General features: G+C 64.9%; 17 protein-coding genes. 8 read left to right on the forward strand and 9 right to left on the reverse strand.

The genetic code is table 11. The features are described from left to right. Nucleotides 1-23: 23 nt before the first annotated feature. Complete coding sequence (locus AKN83_RS04335) at nt 24-797, reverse strand: motility protein A (RefSeq protein ID WP_050404663.1); 774 nt, start codon at nt 795-797, stop codon at nt 24-26. Here AKN83_RS04335 and AKN83_RS39445 point away from each other — a divergent pair. The 4 genes from AKN83_RS39445 to AKN83_RS04350 all read left to right on the forward strand — a co-directional run bounded on the left by AKN83_RS39445 (nt 796) and on the right by AKN83_RS04350 (nt 3,505). Beyond that, nucleotides 796-1,014: a hypothetical protein gene (locus AKN83_RS39445; protein WP_157113201.1), complete on the forward strand. Its 219-nt coding sequence runs from the start codon at nt 796-798 to the stop codon at nt 1,012-1,014. The genes AKN83_RS04335 and AKN83_RS39445 overlap by 2 nt on opposite strands. Nucleotides 1,015-1,070: 56 nt before the next feature. Further along, entirely contained in the window at nt 1,071-2,051 is a 981-nt protein-coding gene (locus AKN83_RS04340) for an NADPH:quinone oxidoreductase family protein (RefSeq protein ID WP_050404664.1), read from the forward strand. A 745-nt stretch (nt 2,052-2,796) separates the two neighbouring features. Further along, nucleotides 2,797-2,985: a hypothetical protein gene (locus tag AKN83_RS04345; RefSeq protein WP_050404665.1), complete on the forward strand. Its 189-nt coding sequence runs from the start codon at nt 2,797-2,799 to the stop codon at nt 2,983-2,985. A gap of 286 nt (nt 2,986-3,271) precedes the next feature. Continuing rightward, nucleotides 3,272-3,505, forward strand: coding sequence for a hypothetical protein (locus AKN83_RS04350; RefSeq protein WP_050404666.1), 234 nt, complete (start codon nt 3,272-3,274; stop codon nt 3,503-3,505). A gap of 23 nt (nt 3,506-3,528) precedes the next feature. Here the strand turns inward: AKN83_RS04350 and AKN83_RS04355 are convergent, their stop codons facing one another. Both AKN83_RS04355 and AKN83_RS04360 read right to left on the reverse strand, forming a co-directional pair. Further along, entirely contained in the window at nt 3,529-4,800 is a 1,272-nt protein-coding gene (locus AKN83_RS04355) for an NAD(P)/FAD-dependent oxidoreductase (RefSeq protein ID WP_050404667.1), read from the reverse strand. Then, nucleotides 4,800-6,464: a thiamine pyrophosphate-binding protein gene (locus tag AKN83_RS04360; RefSeq protein WP_050404668.1), complete on the reverse strand. Its 1,665-nt coding sequence runs from the start codon at nt 6,462-6,464 to the stop codon at nt 4,800-4,802. Before AKN83_RS04360 ends, AKN83_RS04355 begins: the two co-directional genes overlap by 1 nt. A gap of 852 nt (nt 6,465-7,316) precedes the next feature. On the opposite strand from AKN83_RS04360, the gene AKN83_RS04365 reads away from it, so the two are divergent. Further along, complete coding sequence (locus AKN83_RS04365) at nt 7,317-8,807, forward strand: methyl-accepting chemotaxis protein (protein WP_063695235.1); 1,491 nt, start codon at nt 7,317-7,319, stop codon at nt 8,805-8,807. A 23-nt stretch (nt 8,808-8,830) separates the two neighbouring features. On the opposite strand, the gene AKN83_RS04370 is transcribed toward AKN83_RS04365, so the two are convergent. The 5 genes from AKN83_RS04370 to AKN83_RS04390 are packed head-to-tail and all read right to left on the reverse strand — an operon-like array spanning nt 8,831 to nt 12,853. Next, entirely contained in the window at nt 8,831-9,976 is a 1,146-nt protein-coding gene (locus AKN83_RS04370; protein ID WP_050404670.1) for an acyl-CoA dehydrogenase family protein, read from the reverse strand. Between the two features lie 12 nt (nt 9,977-9,988). Then, nucleotides 9,989-10,816, reverse strand: a complete 828-nt coding sequence (locus tag AKN83_RS04375) for an SDR family NAD(P)-dependent oxidoreductase (protein ID WP_050404671.1) — start codon at nt 10,814-10,816, stop codon at nt 9,989-9,991. Nucleotides 10,817-10,824: 8 nt separating this feature from the next. Further along, nucleotides 10,825-11,232, reverse strand: a complete 408-nt coding sequence (locus AKN83_RS04380; protein ID WP_050404672.1) for a MaoC family dehydratase — start codon at nt 11,230-11,232, stop codon at nt 10,825-10,827. After that, the gene (locus tag AKN83_RS04385) at nt 11,229-11,660 is read right to left on the reverse strand and encodes a MaoC family dehydratase N-terminal domain-containing protein (protein WP_050404673.1); all 432 of its coding nucleotides are present in this window, start codon (nt 11,658-11,660) and stop codon (nt 11,229-11,231) included. Before AKN83_RS04385 ends, AKN83_RS04380 begins: the two co-directional genes overlap by 4 nt. An 8-nt stretch (nt 11,661-11,668) precedes the next feature. Continuing rightward, nucleotides 11,669-12,853 (reverse strand): lipid-transfer protein, encoded by a 1,185-nt coding sequence (locus AKN83_RS04390; RefSeq protein WP_050404674.1) that lies wholly within the window; start codon nt 12,851-12,853, stop codon nt 11,669-11,671. On the opposite strand from AKN83_RS04390, the gene AKN83_RS04395 reads away from it, so the two are divergent. The 3 genes from AKN83_RS04395 to AKN83_RS04405 all read left to right on the forward strand — a co-directional run bounded on the left by AKN83_RS04395 (nt 12,840) and on the right by AKN83_RS04405 (nt 15,923). Beyond that, a complete protein-coding gene (locus AKN83_RS04395; RefSeq protein WP_430641489.1) occupies nt 12,840-13,748 on the forward strand; it encodes a TetR/AcrR family transcriptional regulator in 909 nt (302 codons plus the stop codon). The genes AKN83_RS04390 and AKN83_RS04395 overlap by 14 nt on opposite strands. Beyond that, a complete protein-coding gene (locus AKN83_RS04400; protein ID WP_050404676.1) occupies nt 13,678-15,234 on the forward strand; it encodes an acyl-CoA synthetase in 1,557 nt (518 codons plus the stop codon). Before AKN83_RS04395 ends, AKN83_RS04400 begins: the two co-directional genes overlap by 71 nt. Nucleotides 15,235-15,326: 92 nt before the next feature. Continuing rightward, nucleotides 15,327-15,923 (forward strand): DUF2889 domain-containing protein, encoded by a 597-nt coding sequence (locus AKN83_RS04405; protein ID WP_050404677.1) that lies wholly within the window; start codon nt 15,327-15,329, stop codon nt 15,921-15,923. A gap of 24 nt (nt 15,924-15,947) precedes the next feature. Here AKN83_RS04405 and AKN83_RS04410 read toward each other — a convergent pair whose 3' ends face one another. After that, nucleotides 15,948-17,834, reverse strand: a complete 1,887-nt coding sequence (locus AKN83_RS04410) for a response regulator (protein WP_172803482.1) — start codon at nt 17,832-17,834, stop codon at nt 15,948-15,950.

A 17,834-nucleotide genomic window follows, 5' to 3' on the forward strand; every position in this document is an offset into this window, starting at 1 on the left:
CGTTTCCCGAAAGCGCCGGCCGGTCAGGCCGGAACCGGCTCGCCTTCCTCGTGGCGATGCTTTTCCGGCAGATAGGCCAGCAGCATCTCGCGCACCAGCGCCGGGCTCTTGGAATCGCGGATCATCAGGATGCCGTCGATGATCAGCGTGCGGTTGGTCTCCTCGTCGAGCAGCTTGCCGTGCAGCTTGTCGGCGATCGGGAGGCAGAACAGGTTGGCCACCAGCGCGCCGTACAGCGTCGCGAGCAGCGCGGTCGCCATGAACGGGCCGAGCTTGGACGGGTCGGTCATGTTGGCGAACATCTGCACCATGCCGATCAGCGTGCCGATCATGCCGAAGGCCGGCGCGCAGTCGCCGATCGCGCGATAGATCTTGCTGCCCTCGTCGAGGTGCATCAGGAAATTGTCGCGGTCGCGCTCCATGTTGTCGCGGATGAATTCGAGGTCGTAACCGTCGGCGACGTAGCGGATGCCCTTGGCAAGGAACGGCTCGTCGGTCTCGACCTTCTCCAGGCCGACCGGGCCCTGCTTGCGGGCGATCTCGGCGATGCGGGCGAGCTCGTCGACGAGGTCGCGGGCCGACAGCCGGCTCATGGTGAAGGCAAACTTGGCACCGAGCGGCAGGCCGTGCAGCATCACGCCGAGCGGAAAGCGGATCATCGTCGCCGCGATCGAGCCGCCGAATATGATGATCACGGCATGTTCGGAGATGAACATGTGCAGGTCGCCGCCCATGAACATCATCACCGCGATGACGATGATGCCGGCCAACAGCCCGGCGCCTGTCATGATATCCATGAAAAACTCCAACGCGAACGCAACCCGCCTGTCCTGGACGGCGCGCAGCCCAAAGCGGGCCGCGTGGAAAAACCCTATCGTTAATGCCATTAAGGACGCGTTACCGAATTTGGTAGGGATAACAACGGGTAAACGCCGGTCTTTTCGCGATGTCGTTGAAGATGCTGGATTTCCGCAGCTGACGCCGGCGCTGCTTGCGAAAAAGCTCTCCCCGTAGAACAACGGACATGGGATAGGTTCGGCCAACGGAAACGAACAAGCGAGCAGGACAGAATGAAGGCGGTCGTCGTCGAGCAATACGCACCCATCGATCAGATCGGGCTGAAAGAGATCGCCACCCCCGAACCCGGCCCCGGACAGATCCGCGTCCGGGTCCACGCCGCCAGCATCGGCTTCGTTGACGGATTGAAGGTCGAAGGCCGCTACCAGACCAAGGATACCCTGCCCTTCACGCCCGGTGCGGAATTCGCCGGCGTAGTCGACGAGGTCGCGAGTGACGTCACCGGCATCACGCCGGGCATGCGGGTGATGGGCGCGGCGCGCTCGGGCGCACTCGCCGAGTCCATCGTGGTGCCGCCCGCCGCCGTCGAGGTCATGCCCGACGGTCTGTCGATGGAGGCCGCCGCGGCCTTTCGCACCAACTACCTCACCGCACTGTACGCGCTCGCCGAGCGCGGCTCGCTCAAGGCCGGCGAGCAGTTGCTCGTGCTCGGCGCCGCCGGCGGCACTGGCATCGCCGCGATCCAGGTCGGCAAGTTGCTCGGCGCGCGCGTCGTCGCCGCCGCCTCGACGGACGAGAAGCGCAGTTTCGCCGCAAGCTTCGGCGCCGACGCTGTCGTCGACTATACGAAGCCCGATTGGCGCGATGCGCTGAAGGACGCAACCGGCGGCCATGGACCCGACGTGATCTTCGATCCGGTCGGCGGCGAGGTTTCGCTGCAGGCATTCCGCTCGATCGCCTGGAACGGCCGCCATGTCGTGGTCGGCTTTGCGGCAGGCCAGATCCCCGCTCTGCCGTTCAACCTGCCGCTGTTGAAGGGCGGCCTCCTGATCGGCGTCGACGCCGCGCAGATCGCGCGCCGCGAACCCGAGGCGCAGGCGCGCGTGATGACGCAATTGTCGGCATGGTTGAATGACGGCAGCCTGACGCCGGTTGTCGGCAAGGTGTTCGAGCTCGAAGATTTCCGCGCGGCGTTCACGACGATGCAGACCCGCGCAGCGCTCGGCAAGATGGTGGTGCGCATCGGACAGTGAGAGAGGCAGAAGCCTCATCCTCGCTGTCGTCCCTGCGAAAGCAGGAACCCATAACCACAGGGTTGCGTTGTTGACATGAGTTGTAGCCACAGCTCTGCAATCCAATTCGCATTCCTGGCTACGGGTCCCGGCTCAAGGCCGGGACGACACTGAATTTGTTGCACGGTCTGTGAGTCGCACATTCGCATTCTCGCGACATGAGTTGCCCGAGTCTTGCTCTTCGTTTCACCCTCCTCTCTCGCAGAGGGCGCAGGGAAAGCCGGGTGCCGATCGCACCCATGGGCCCCGAGCAAAGGGTAGAAAGCTCGGGGGTAGGACCACAGGTGTAACCGGAGCAATCCGGCTTTCCCTGCGCGATGGGTTACGGCTTACTTCGTGCTCTCCCCGGCGAGACTGGGCTTGCTTGTCACCGTCTTCGCAACGCGCAACCTGCGCAATCGGAAAAGACACCTGCCACCAGGGCGTCAGGACCACACGACTTCACCGTCCGCTTCGTGCGCACTCGTCAGTCGCGCACTCGGCGTCCACCGCATCTCGACCCGCGTTCGTGACGACCGCGAAGCGCCCCTCGTGTCGGGTGAGACGGGCGTATTGAACATCTGAGTTGGGTGCGGCGTCAAGTTAAATTCTGAAAAGCCGAATGACCCAAGCCAAGGATTCGGGGCCGGGGACAAACTATCATACGTTATTGTCGCCGGAATCCGCGCCACCTACCGTTTGCCGAAAACGGCGATGGGGAGAAAAAATGCAGGACATGCTAACGCATCTGGAGAAGCTTCGCACCGATGCCGCGGAGTGCGCCCTGATCCGCGACCTTGCCACGGACATCCGGAAGCGCGAATTGTTCACCAAGCTCGCCGAGCATCTTGCGGCCCTCGCTGCGGAGGTCGAGAAGGCCATCGCCGCAGCTCGCAAGGGGGACGAAGCCGTCTAGTGCGGGGCGGACCGGCTGGGGTCACCCGAGCGCGCAGCCCAATACTGCGATTTCGGATCGCAGGAACCAACACCGCCACGCCGCATTATATTCACCCATCGGTTGAGAGGTAATATGCCGCCCGTATCGGTATCAGCGCCGATCCTGTAGCATCCCTGTCCGCCGAAGAGCCAATTAACCGTCATCTGTTGTATTTAAGGATTCCTCCCTTGGCACTTTTTGCATATCGAACATCCAGCGCCACGTCCCGATCGTGCGGGCAAAGCATCGTGGCCTGAGACGCGCGATGAAGACGGACAAGGCCATCTGGTACGTGTCGTTCGCCGTGAGGAGCCCTGAGGCCGGACACCACCGCGTCGCGCGCCAGACCCGCACCTTCACGACCGAGCAGGAAGCCAGGGCGTTTGCGCGCACCCTGCTCGAACAAACTCAGGACGTCAGCGCCGGAACGATTAATCCGCACACGCCGAGACGCGTGATCGCACCGGCTGCGATCACGGCCTGGGCCGGCGAGAATTGAGGTCAGTGTGTCCTCGCGGCGTCCTACAGGAAACGCGACGGCGCGAACGGCTGCAGCGGGATCTCCGGCGCCTTGCCACTGAGCAGTTGCGCGACCAGCCGGCCGGTGCGGGCCGAGCCGACCAGGCCGACATGGCCGTGGCCGAACGCATAGACCACGTCGCGCGAGGCGCGGCTATGGCCGATGCAGGGCCGGCCGTCGGGCATGCTCGGGCGATGGCCGAACCAGGTCTTGATCCGCGAGGGCGGAATGTCCCTCGGCAGTTTCGGGAACATGCTGAGGAGATGCTCGCGCAGGATCTCGGCGCGCTTCCAGTTCGGCGCGGCGTCAAGCCCGGCGATCTCCACGGTGCCGGCGGCGCGCAGACCCTTGTCGGTCCAATTGACCACCATCTTGGCATCCGAGGCCATCATCGAATTGCGCGGTCCGGATTCCGGATGCTCGATCATGACGTGATAGCCGCGCTCAGTCTCGAGCGGCAGCGGATCGCCGATCGATGCGGTCAGCTGCTTCGAGCGTGCGCCGGCGGCAACCACCGCGGCGTCGCATGCGATCTCGCCAGGCTCGGTGACCACGGCGACGAGCCTGTCGCCCGCAAGCTTGAGTCCCGTCGCCTTGGCGGCGATGCGCTGGGCGCCGTTCGCAATCGCGTGCGCGGCGAGCGCTGCGACGTAGGCGCCGGGATCGCGGCAGCGGCCGGCCTCCTCCACCACGACGCCGAACTTGTAGCGGGGATGCAGATCGGGCTCGCGCTGGCGCATCTCATTTCCGTCAAGCTCGAGCCATTCGATGCCGACACGCTTGCGGATGCGCCAGCCGAGATCGCGGTCGAACTGATCGCGCGAGGGAAACACGTGCATCACCCCGCGCCGCTCGATCAACTCGGGCACGCCGGCTTCCTCGGCGAGTTGCCGGTGCAGCAGCGGCGCGTCCTTCAAGAGATCGCGCATCGCCCGCCCGGTGGCCTCGACCTGCGCCTCGGTCCGGCTCGACAGCAGATACTTGATCAGCCACGGCAACGCTTTCGGCAGATACGACCAGCGGATCGAAAGCGGCCCGAGCGGGTCCATCAGATAGCCCGGCACCTTCTTCCAGGTGCCGGGCTCGGCCGGTGGGATCACCGAATGCGACGACAGCCAGCCGGCATTGCCATAGCTCGCGGCCTGGGTGCCGCCAGGCTCGCCCGGATCGATCAACGTGACTCTGTGGCCCGCGCGCAGCACCTCGATGGCGCTGATCACGCCGACAGCGCCGGCACCGATGATCGCAACGTGACGGCCGGCGGATTGCACCATCAGCCCGCTGCCTGCGCGGGCACAAAATCCTTGCCGACCGACAGCGCGCGCTGATCGACCAGGCAATGCAGGATCGCGGGCTTGCCGGACGCCAGCGCACGCTCGAAGGCCGGCGCGAAATCCTCGGTGCGCTCGACCCTCTCGCCATGGCCGCCGAACGCCTTTGCATAGAGCGCAAAGTCCGGATTCTTGAGCTGGGTGCCGACCACACGGCCGGGATAATCGCGCTCCTGATGCATGCGAATGGTGCCGTATTGCGCGTTGTCGATGACGACGACGATCAGCGGCGCGTCATACTGCACGGCGGTGGCGAACTCCTGCCCGTTCATCAGGAAGCAGCCGTCGCCGGCGAACGCGACGACGACGCGATCGGGATGATGCCGTTTGGCCATCACGGCCGCGGGCACGCCGTAGCCCATCGAGCCCGAGGTCGGCGCAAGCTGGGCGGCGAAAGCGTGGAAGCGATGGTGGCGATGGATCCAGCCGGCGTAGTTGCCGGCGCCGTTGCAGACGATCGCATCCTTCGGCAGCCGGTCGCGCAGCCAGGTCACGACCTCGCCATACTGGAAACGGCCCGGCAGCTCGCGCGGCTTGTCGGTCCAGGCGAGGTAATCCGCGTGGGCCTTGGCGGCCTCGCCCTGCCAGGCGGGCGCGGCTGCGGGCTTCATGCTCTCGACCGCGGCGGCGAAGGCGGCAGGCGTTGCCTGGATCGCCAGCGCCGGCTGGTAGACGCGGCCGAGCTCTTCGGAGCCCGGATGGACGTGAATCAGCTTCTGGCTCGGCACGGGAATGTCGAGCAGCGTGTAGGACGATGACGGCATCTCCGACATGCGGCCGCCGATCAACAGAATGACGTCGGCGCCAGTGATGCGATCCCTGAGCTTCGGGCTCGGGCCGATGCCGAGATCGCCGGCATAATGCGAATGGTCGGCGTCGAACAGCGAGGCGCGGCGAAACGAGGTCGCGACCGGCAGGTCGAAGCGCTCGGCAAGGCGTGCGATGCCCTTGGCCGCTTCTGCGGTCCAGGCCGAGCCGCCGAGCACCACGATCGGCGCCTTGGCGCCGGCCAGCATGGTGCCGAGGCGCTCGAGATCCGACGGTGCCGGCCAGGCCTGCGCAGGCTCGACCTTCGGCGCGTCGGCGACGGCGGCGGTTTCGGTCAGCATGTTCTCCGGCAGCGAGATCACGACCGGACCGGGGCGGCCCTGCAACGCAACGCGGAAGGCGCGCGCGACCAGCTCGGGAATGCGGTCGGGACGATCGATCTCGACCGCCCATTTCGCCATGGTGCCGAACACCGCCTTGTAGTCGAGTTCCTGGAACGCCTCACGCTCGCGCATGCCGGTGTCGACCTGACCGACGAACAGGATCATCGGGGTGGAATCCTGCATCGCGATGTGCACGCCATGGGCAGCGTTGGTCGAACCCGGGCCGCGGGTGACGAAGCAGATGCCGGGGCGCCCGGTGAGCTTGCCATAGGCCTCTGCCATCATCGCCGCACCCCCCTCGGCGCGGCAGATCATGACGTCGATCGCGCTGTCATGCAGGGCATCGAGCGCGGCCAGGTAGCTCTCGCCCGGCACGCAGGTGACGCGCTCCACCCCTTGCGCGACCAACTGGTCGATCAGGATCTGGCCTCCGGTGCGGGCATTGCTTTTGGTCATGAGGACTCCCTGCGGCTACTGGCGCGCCTTGGCTTCGCGCGGTTCGTGGTCCCACGGGGTATGATAGACGGAAATACCGTGCAAGGCCGAAGCTGCGTCTTGCGGGCGAAGCGGCGCCTAGCCATGCGATTGCCAATGGGCAACGCTGTTCCATCGTCGATTTCCGCAGAGCGGACGATCGCGGGCGGGATCATCGCGGCCCAGCCGGCGCGCAGGACCACCGTCGTCCAGCTGCCGAGCCCGTCGCCACCTCACCCGGATGGATATCACGCTGCTCATCACCGGCTCCATCCAGCAACGCGCCGCTCCGGCGTTCAACCTCCAGATGCATTCTGCAAGCGGCCGTTCGCCAGTGGCTTCGTGACGATCGCGCGGCGACACCAGCCGGACCGAGCGTGCGCAGTGACGAGGTCCGCAGATCGATGCGGTCGACATCGAACGCGCGTTCGGCTGCCGCGCCATGCCACCGTCTTGCAGCGGGAGCGCGGCTGACTCGCTATGTAAAAAGTGCCCATGTGCACGCTGACAAACATTGTGCCGTTCGCGCGCGCCACCGTACGACTACGGTGCGGTAAGCAACCGCTCGGCACCTGCGCCGCTGGTTTGCGCGAATTTCGCCGCAGATCATCGTCTTTCTCGGCGACTTCGGCCTGTGCTCGTCGCGTGCATCGCGTCATCAGCCTCGTGCCATCGCGAACAGCACATTGCATACACTTCTTGATCGAACTCGAATCACATACGGTTCCATCGAAAATCAGCAAATGCACCGCGCACATTGCGCCCGCCCTGCGGCATCAGGGCGTGCGGCTTCGTGCGGCCTATCGTAAGCCCAATCAACTTGTGGAGGACTCGATGCTGGGGATCAAGAGCGTTGCAAGTGCAGTGACATCAGACAATTCGTACCGGCTGTTCGACGACATGCCGATCAGCATCATGCTCTGCGAGCTGGACAACTTCAGGATCACATACATCAACGAGTCGACGCGGCAGAACCTGAAGAAGATCGAGCACGTGCTGCCGGTGAAGGTCGACGCGCTGATCGGGCAGTCGATCGATATCTTTCACAAGAACCCGCAGCATCAGCGCCGGCTCCTCTCCGATCCGAAGAACCTGCCGCACAAGGCGCGCATCACCATTGGCGGCGAGACGCTCGATCTCACGGTCACGGCGATGACCAATTCGCGGGGCCGCTACTCGGGACCGATGCTGACCTGGGAGCTTGCGACCGAGAAGGCGCGGCTCGAAACCCAGACCGAGCGGCTGTTGCAGATGCTCGACAACATGCCGATCAACATCATGATGTGCGACACCGAGTTCAACATCACCTACGTCAACCAGACCAGCCTCAAGACGCTCGACACGGTCAAGCATCTGCTTCCGGTGCCGCCGGACAAGATCCTCGGCAACTCGTTCGACATCTTCCACAAGAACCCGGCGCATCAGCGCCGCATCGTCGGCGATCCCAAGAACCTGCCGCATGCGGCCAAGATCAAACTCGGTCCGGAAACGCTCGATCTCAGGGTCTCCGGGCTGACCGACAAGCGCGGCAATTACACCGGCGCGATGCTGAGTTGGTCCGTCGTCACCAGCAACGTGAAGCTCGCCGACGATTTCGAGAAGGACGTGAAGGGCCTTGCGGGGATGCTGGCATCGGCCTCGACGCAAATGCAGGGCACCGCACGATCGCTGACGACAACCGCCGAATTCGTCAATCAGCGCTCGGCAAGCGCGGCGTCCGCGTCCGAAGAGTTGTCGTCCTCGGTCAATGAGATCAGCCGCCAGGTGACCGAGGCGAGCCGCATCGCCCGCATGGCGGTCGAGGAGGCCGAGAAATCCGACAAGCTGGTCGCCGGCCTCGTCACCATGGCGCAAAAGATCGGCGACGTCGTCGCCCTGATCAGCCAGATCGCCGGACAGACCAATCTGCTCGCGCTCAACGCCACGATCGAGTCCGCGCGCGCCGGCGAGGCCGGACGCGGCTTCGCCGTGGTCGCATCCGAGGTGAAAGCGCTGGCCAACCAGACCGCCAAGGCCACGGAAGACATTTCGGCGCAGATCAACGAAATGCAGACGGCGACCGGCAACACCGCCACGGCGCTGAAGGCGATCTCGCAGGTGATCGTCCAGATCAGCGAGATCTCGACCGTGATCGCCAGCGCCGTCGAGGAGCAGGCCGCGGCCACCAAAGAGGTCACCGCCAACATCAACGGAACGACCAAGGCGATCGACGATGCCAGCAAGGCCGCCGAGAACGTGCTGTCGGCCTCCGGAGAGCTCGCCAGCAACGCATCCGAGCTGGAAATCCAGGTCGACAAGTTCCTGAAGAACGTGCGCGCGATGTAGTATCGCCAGGGTCGCGCGCTTGCCTACAGCGAGCGCGCGATCAGCACCTTCATGATCTCGTTGGTGCCGCCATAGATCTTCTGGATGCGGGAATCGATGAACATGCGCGAGATCGGATATTCCTGCATGTAGCCGTAGCCGCCATGCAGCTGCAGGCATTCGTCGGCGGTCTCGACCTGCTTCTGCGAGCACCACCATTTCGCCATCGAGGCCGTCACGGTGTCGAGGTCGCCGGCGACCAGGCGCTCGACGCACCAGTCGACGAACACCCGAGCGATCATCGCCTCGGTCTTGCGCTCGGCGAGCGTGAATGCGGTGTTCTGGAACTCGATCAGCGGCTTGCCGAACGCGGTGCGCTGCTTGGTGTATTCGGCGGTGATCCTGACCGCACGCTCCATCGAGGCGACCGCGCCGATCGCGAGCGACAGCCGCTCCTGCGGCAATTGCTGCATCAACTGGACGAAGCCGTTACCCTCCTCATTGCCGAGCAGGTTCTCCGGCGGCACCGTGACATTGTCGAAGAACAGTTCGGAGGTGTCCGAGGCATGGAGACCGATCTTGTCGAGGTTACGCCCGCGCCGGTAGCCCTCGGCACCCGCGGTTTCAACGACGATCAGCGAGATGCCTTTGGCGCCCGGCGCTCCGGTGCGCGCCACCACGATGACGAGATCGGCAGCCTGGCCATTGGTAATGAACGTCTTCTGGCCGTTGATGACGTAGGAATTGCCCTGCTTCTTCGCCGTGGTCTTGACGGCTTGCAAATCGGAGCCGGTGCCGGGCTCGGTCATCGCGATGGCGCCGACCATCTCGCCGGACGCCATCTTCGGCAACCAGCGCTTTTTCTGCTCCTCCGAGCCGTAGTTGACGATGTAGTGCGCGACGATCGCGCTGTGCACGGAGACGCCGGTGGTCAGCTCCGGCACCGTGCTCTCGAGGTCGTCGAGCACGGCGGCGTCATAGGCGAAGCTGGCGCCCAGGCCGCCATAGGCCTCCGGCACGCTCGGCAGCAGCGCGCCCATCTCGCCGAGTGCGCGCCAGGCTGAGCGGTCGACCAGCTTCTGCTCGCGCCATTTCTCGGCGTGCGGCGCCAGGTCCTTGGCGAGGAATTTGCGGAACTGGTCACGGAAGGTATCCAGCTCCTCGGTCATCCAGGACGATCGGTAGTGCATCATTCCCTCGTGCTAAATCAAGAGACCGCCGCCGGCGACGATCACCTGACCACTGATGTAGTTCGATTCCGGAGCGCAGAACAGATAGACCGCATCCGCCGCCTCTTCCGGCGTGCCGCCGCGGCCGAGCGGGATCATGCGGCCCATCGCCTCCAGCATCTGCGGCTGGACGCCGACCTTGATGTCGCGGCCGGCGACGTCGATGGTCTTCTGCTGGCTCTCGATCGGCTGGGTCAGGCGGGTGTTGATCAGGCCGAACGCCACGCAATTGACGTTGACCTTGTAGCGGCCCCACTCCTTGCACATCGTGCGCGTCAATCCGATCAACGACGCCTTGGCCGAAGAATAGCTCGCCTGCCCGGCATTGCCGTAGAGGCCCGCGATCGAGGAGATGTTGACGACCTTGCGGAACACCTCGCGTCCCGCCTCGGCCTCCCTCTTCGCCATCACCCGGATCGGCTCCGACGCCGCGCGCATGATCCGGAACGGGGCGACGAGATGGACGTCGAGCATGGCCTGGAACTGCTCGTCCGACATCTTCTGGATCGTCGAGTCCCAGGTGTAGCCGGCATTGTTGACGATGATGTCGAGGCCGCCGAATTTATCGATGGCACTGCCGACAAAGCGATCGGCAAAGCCGGCTTCCGTCACGCTGCCATTGATCGCGATCGCCTCGCCGCCCATGGCCTTGATCTCGGCGACGACAGCATTGCCCGGCTCGGCATCGAGGTCGTTGACCACGACACGCGCGCCCTCGCGCGCCAGTTTTAGCGCGATCGCGCGCCCGATGCCGCGGCCCGATCCGGAGACGAGCGCGACCTTCCCTTGCAGCTTCGACATGATTTCTCCTAAAGCGCGATGATGGCTTCGCCCGCGAGCTTGATCTCGCCGTTCTGGTCCTTGGCGGTGAGCGCGAGTTTCGCGCGCTTCTCGCCGCCCTGCTCGATCAGCTCGGTCACCGTGCCCTCGCAGGTCAATGCGGCGCCGAGCTGGGTGATTGCGGCAAAGCGCGTCGAGAACGAGCGGATGCGTGACGGCACGACCGCATCCGTCAGCGCCTGGCCGAGATAACCCATGACCAGCATGCCGTGCGCGAACACGTCGGGAAACCCGGCCGCCTTCGCAAAGTCGATGTCGACATGGATCGGGTTGTGGTCGCCGGAGGCGCCGCAGTAGAGCGCGAGGCGGTGGCGAGAGATCGACGGGAATGCCTTGTGGACGATGCGGTCGCCGACCGACGGAACGCTGCTGCTCATGACGGCCTCGCATTGCGCACCACGATGGTGCGCGAGGTATCGGCGACATGGACGCCGGCCTGGTTGGTGACCGCGGTCTCGACCACGATCAGCGTCATCGCCCCGCCCTTCTTGTCAGTGACGCTGCTGACGCGCGGCCGGAAGGTCAGGGTGTCGCCGACCACCACGGGGGCGTGATAGTCGAAGCGCTGCTCGCCGTGCAGCACCCGGGCGAGATCGATACCGAGCGCGGTCAGGAACTCGAATGGATCGGGCGCATCCATCATCTCCAGACAAAATAGATAGGTCGGCGGCACCGGAGCCGCCGGCCCTTCCCGAAAAACCGGATTCCTCTCGCCGAGGGTATCGAGAAAGAAGCGCAGGCGCCCCGGCTCGACGCGCGCGGTCACTGGCGTGAATTCGCGCCCGACGGCAGATTGATCGACCATGGGCGGCCTCAGGCGCGTTCGTAGAGCGTCACCACACAGGCGCCGCCCAATCCGAGATTGTGCTGCAGGGCGAGCCGCGCGCCCCCCACTTGCGTCGCCGCGGCGGTGCCGCGCAGCTGCCGCGTCAGCTCGTAGCACTGCGCAAGGCCGGTGGCGCCGAGCGGATGGCCCTTCGACAGCAGGCCGCCTGAGGGATTGGTGACGATCCTGCCGCCATAGGTGTTGTCGCCGTCATCGATGAATTTCGCCGCCTCACCCTCGCCGCACAGGCCGAGCCCTTCATAGGTGATCAGCTCGTTATGGGCGAAGCAGTCGTGCAACTCGACGACGTCGACATCCCTGGGGCCGATGCCGGCGGCCTCGTAGACCTTGCTCGCGGCATCGCGCGCCATGTCGTATCCGACCACCTGCATCATGTCGTTAGCCCCGAAAGTCGACGGCGTGTCGGTTGTCATCGCTTGCGCTGCGATGCGGACCTGCTTGTTGAGGCCGTGCTGATCGGCGAATTTCTCCGAGACCAGGATGGCGGCGGCGCCGCCGCAGGTCGGCGGGCACGCCATCAGCCGCGTCATCACGCCAGGCCAGATCACCTGGTCGTTCATCACGTCGTCGGCGGTGACCTCCTTGCGGAACAGCGCCAACGGATTGTTCTTGGCGTGGCGGCTCGCCTTGGCGCGCACCTTTGCAAAGGCGGAGAGCGGCGTGCCGTATTTCTTCATGTGGCTCAAGCCCGCGCCGCCGAAATAGCGCAGCGCCAGCGGCACGCCGGGCGCGTCAACCAGCTTGTCGGCGGCGGCATCGAAATCGTCGAACGCGCTGGGGCGATCGGTGAACACGGCCCCGAGCGCCCCGGGCTTCATCTGCTCGAAGCCGAGCGCCATCACGCAATCGGCCGCGCCCGATTCGATCGCCTGCCGCGCCAGGAACAGCGCGGTCGAGCCGGTCGAGCAGTTGTTGTTGACGTTGACGATCGGGATGCCGGTCATGCCGACCGGATAGAGCGCGCGCTGCCCGCAGGTGGAGTCGCCGTAGACATAGCCGACATAGGCCTGTTGCACTCTGCCGTAATCGAGGCCGGCGTCAGCGAGCGCGAGCTTGGCCGCCTCGGCACCCATCACATGATACGGCGCATTGGCGCCGGGCTTGACGAACGGAATCATGCCGACCCCGGCAACATAGGTGCGTGACGTCATCGCGTGTCCTCCCGGAAATTACCCGCTGGACTATTTATTACCCGTGGGTAATATACGGGCGACCTTCCGGAGTCAATGCGACAACGGCAACGCGATGGACGCCCGCATCCCCTCTTCCAACACCGAGTCGCCCTGGCTGCCGTTCGAGAGCCGGCGCCGCGCCCGCGACGAGAAGCGCGAAGCGGTGCTGCGCGCCGCCGTGCAACTGTTCCTCGAGCAGGGCTATCATCGCGCCACGCTGAACGACGTCGCCAAGCGGCTCAACATCACCAAGCCCGCGCTCTACAACTACTTCCGCGGCAAGGACGAGATCCTGTTCGAGTGCTGGTCGATCGGGCACGAGCTGGTCGACGAATGCATTGCCGAGACCTCGGCCAGTGCCGGCAGTGGCCTCGACAAGCTGCGCAAGCTCACCATCCGCTACGCCGAGCTGATGACGACGGACTACGGCAAGAGCCTGGTTCGCTTCGATCTTCGCGATCTCAGCGAGCACAACCGCAAGACCGTGCAGACCGCGAAGCGGCGGATCGACCGCGCCTTCCGCGACTATATCGCCTCTGGCATCGCGGACGGTTCGGTGAAACCCTGCGACCCGAAGCTCGCAGCGTTCGCCATCGCCGGCTCCCTGAACTGGATCGGACACTGGTTCCAGCCCGGCGGCGAGCTGACCGGACGCGCCGTCGCCGAGGAATTCGCAATCCGCCTCACCGACGGCATCGCCAAAACAACAACGCGCGAGACAACAACGCGCAAAGCAGCCGTTCCGGCTGCAGAGAAGGCGGGCAAACCGCCTCGCAAGGGAAACGCATCAAGGGAGGACGGGAGTGAACATCACACACGGGCTGCGGCGGGCGCTGCAGGTCAATCCAAACGGTCTCGCGGTCGTCTGCGGTGAGCGGCGCCGCACCTGGCGCGAGGTCGGCAGTCGCGTCGCCCGCCTTGCCTCCGCGATCCGCTCGCTTGGCGCTGGCAACGGCGACCGCGTCGCGATCCTGTCGCAGAATTCCGACCGCTATCTCGAGCTCTACCTGGCCGTCGGTTGGGCCGGCGCCGTGATCGTGCCGCTCAACATCCGCTGGTCGCCGATCGAGAACGAGGACGCGCTGCGCGACTGCCGCGCAACAATCCTGTTCGTCGACAAGGCGTTTGCACCGATCGGCACGACGCTGGCGGGCGCCATTCCCGGCCTCAAGCTGGTTTATGCCGACGAGGGCGAGACGCCCGCCGGCATGGAGAATTACGAGACGCTGATCGCGCGCTGCGAGCCGATCCCGGACGCGATGCGCACCCGTGACGATCTCGCCGGCATCTTCTACACCGGCGGCACCACCGGCCGCTCCAAGGGCGTGATGCTGAGCCATGGCAATCTGATGGCCAATGCGCTGAACGCGCTCGGCGAAGGGCTTTGGCCGGGCAGCACGATCTACCTGCACGCCGCGCCGATGTTCCACCTCGCCAATGGCGCGGCGATGTATTCGGTGCTGCTGTCCGGCGGCTCCAATGTCGTGATCCAGGGTTTTACACCCGACGGCGTCGCGGCCGCCGTGCAAAAGGAGCGCATCACCGACGTGCTGCTAGTGCCGACCATGATCCAGATGTTCGTCGATCACCCGCCGCTCGGCAACTATGACCTGTCGTCGTTGAAGCGGATTTCCTACGGCGCCTCCGTCATCAGCGATGCCGTGCTGATGCGCGCCATGAAGGCGCTGCCGCATGTCGAGTTCACGCAGGCCTACGGGATGACCGAGCTGTCGCCGATCGCGACGCTGCTGCACTGGAAGGAGCATATCGGCGAGGGCCGCGCCAAGGGCCGGCACCGCGGCGCGGGCCGCGCCACGCTCGGCGCCGAGGTCAAGATCGTCGACGCCGAAGACAAGGTCGTGCCGCCGGGCACCGTCGGCGAGATCGCGGTGCGCGGCGATATGGTGATGATGGGCTATTGGGAGCGGCCCGAGGAGACTGCGCGCGCCGTGATCGACGGCTGGATGCACACCGGCGACGGCGGCTACATGGACGAGGACGGCTTCGTCTACGTCGTCGACCGCGTCAAGGACATGATCATCTCCGGCGGCGAGAACGTCTATTCGGCCGAGGTCGAGAACGCGTTGGCCCAGCATCCGGCGGTGGCGCAATGCGCCGTGATCGGCATCCCAAGCGAGCGCTGGGGCGAGCAGGTCCACGCCGTCGTGGTGATGAAGAGCGGCGCCAGTGCCACGCCGGAAGAGCTGATGGAGCACTGCAAGACGCTGATCGCCGGCTACAAATGCCCGCGCAGCGTCGACATCACGGCAACTCCGCTGCCGCTCTCGGGCGCCGGCAAGATCCTGAAGCGCGAGCTGCGTAGGCCGTATTGGGAGAACCGGGAGCGGCGCGTAAGCTGAGGCACGCTGCATAGGGCTGCCCCACCGGCGGCCGTTGACATCGGAGCACGCGGCCGATTGGATCGACTTGAGCTTCAATCCAGCGAGTTCCGATGTCCGCACCCGATACCAACGCCGACGGCAAGCCCCGCCGCCTGATGCACCGCCGCTCCGTCGAATGTCTCGGCTATCTCCGGGACGACGGGCTGTGGGAAGTCGAGGCGCGGCTGGTCGACACCAAGCCCTATGCGCGGCAGGACAGGCACCGCGGCCTGCAGCAGCCCGAGGATCCCGTGCACGACATCAGGCTGCGGCTCGCGGTCGACGACAGTTTCACGATCCGCGAGACCGGCACCACGATGGCCTCGACGCCCTACCCGTCCTGCCTCGACGTCGAAGGCATCTTGCAGCGCCTGGTCGGTGAGCGCATCGGCAAGGGCTGGCGCGAGCTGGTCCGCCGCAAGATCGGCAGGCTCGAGACCTGCACCCATCTCGCCGAGTTGCTGGGCCCCGCAGTGACGACGCTGTTCCAGACCGCGACCTCGGGCAAGGACCCGCAAGGCCGCGGCGCGCTCGATCATCAACGCGACGTCACCGAGCCACCGTTCTTCGTCGGCGGCTGCTATTCGTGGCGGCTGGATGGGCCGGTCGTGGCCGAGACGTTCCCGCAGTTCGCGAACAAGCCTGTCGAGGCCAAGCAGGGAACGTGAGACTGCAGGATGCACTCGCCATCGTCAATTCGCGTCGGTACGGGGATTCTTCACGCCCGCTCTTCCGAGCGCGGCCCTCAACTGTTCGACATCGAATGGCTTCGTGAGCAATTGAACGCCATTCTCGACGGAGAAGCGCTTTCGTATATCCTCTTCCAGATACCCGGTGGCCAGCACGACCGGCAGGTCCGGATACAGGCTGCGCAGCTCCGCAACAAGCTCGTCGCCGGGTCGGTCCGGCAGCCCGAGGTCAACGACGGCGGCCACCAGACCGTCGATACCGGAGCGAGCTTTGGCGGCGGCTTCCTTGAAGTTTGCAGCGCCATCGACAGTAAAGCCGGACTCCGTCAGCATGTCCGTGACGAGAAGATTCAGGAGACATTCATCCTCCACCACCAGGACGCGGCTCGGCGGTGGAGATCCGCTCTCGAGCATCCGGCGGATACGAATCCCGAGCTCTGCGAATGAAAATGGCTTGCTCAGCAGTTCGATCTCCGGATCGAGCCGTCCTTCGCGAACGAGAACGTCACCCGCATATGCCGTCGTGATCAGGACTTTCAATTCGGGCCGCAGCGCACGCGCACGATCTGCCAGCGCCTTGCCATTGACGGAACCGGGAAGTCCAAGGTCGGTGAACAACAATTCGATCTCGGCGTTACTTTGCAGCAAGTTGAGCGCGGCGTCTGCATCCGGTGCTTCGAGGACCCTGTATCCAAGCTCCCTAAGGCTGCCTACGGTGGTGACGCGCACGTCCTCGTCGTCTTCGACCACCAGAACCGTTTCACCCTCCCGGGCGCGAGGAATGGACTTGGGCTCCACGCTCGTTTCGATGCGAGACGATGCCTGCCCCGGGAGCACGACGGCCCTAGGGAGATAGATGTCAATCCTGGTGCCGACGTTTGGCTCGCTGCGGAGCTTGAGGTATCCGCCGCTCTGCTTGACGAAGCCATAAACCTGGCTCAAGCCGAGCCCGGTACCTCGTCCGTCGACCTTTGTGGTGAAAAACGGCTCGAACACCCGGTTGAGGATCTCCGGCGTCATCCCCATGCCGGTATCGGTGACGGAGATCCTGACGTGAGGCCCGGGTTCGCTGCTGCCGTCCTCCGACTCATCCCGAGCGAGCTCGATGTTCTCGGCGGTGATAGCGAGTAGCCCGCTCTCCGGCATGGCATCGCGCGCATTAACGGCCAGATTGAGGATCGCCGATTCCAATTCTGTTGGATCGACCTCGACTTCCCATAGCTGAGGCGGTATCTCCGTTCGGACTGCAATGCCCTCGCCCAAGGTTCGCTGCAGCAAATCCGACATGCCCGCGATCAATTCCGCGAGGTCCACGCGACGAAATTCAAGCGGCTTGCGTCTCGCGAACGCAAGTAACTTGCTGGTCAGGAGCGCGGCTTGCTGGGCGCCGCGTGTGGCGTTGTCCAGCATCGATACCAGTGCGCCGCCTTCGCGCCCGACACGGCGCCTCGCGCTTTCCAGATTGCCCAGGACGACGGCTAGCAGATTGTTGAAGTCGTGCGCGATGCCGGCAGTGAGGCGCCCGACGGCCTCCATCTTGGCAGCGTGACGCATGCGATCTTCCATGGCGCGGCGTTCCGATACGTCACGTACGCTCGCAAGGCGCGCCGGACGCCCCTCCCAACTGGTCTCGACGGTGCGGATCTCGGCATCCACCAGACCGCCTCCCGGCTGATGAATGGCGATCTCACTCATCTCGCCAACCACAATCGGCAGCCCGATCGGCGAACCGATCAGCGCCGGTTGAGGCTGCCCGAACAGGCGTTCCGCCGCCGGGTTGGCGAACAGCACAAACCCGCCTTCATCAACAACGATGATGCCGTCGGCGTTCTTCTCTATGAGAAACTGGATGTCCGATTGCTCGATTTTGGAGCTTATCTCGGTGTCCAT

Source organism: Bradyrhizobium embrapense, assembly GCF_001189235.2.
In the GTDB taxonomy this organism is placed as follows: Bacteria; Pseudomonadota; Alphaproteobacteria; order Rhizobiales; family Xanthobacteraceae; genus Bradyrhizobium; species Bradyrhizobium embrapense.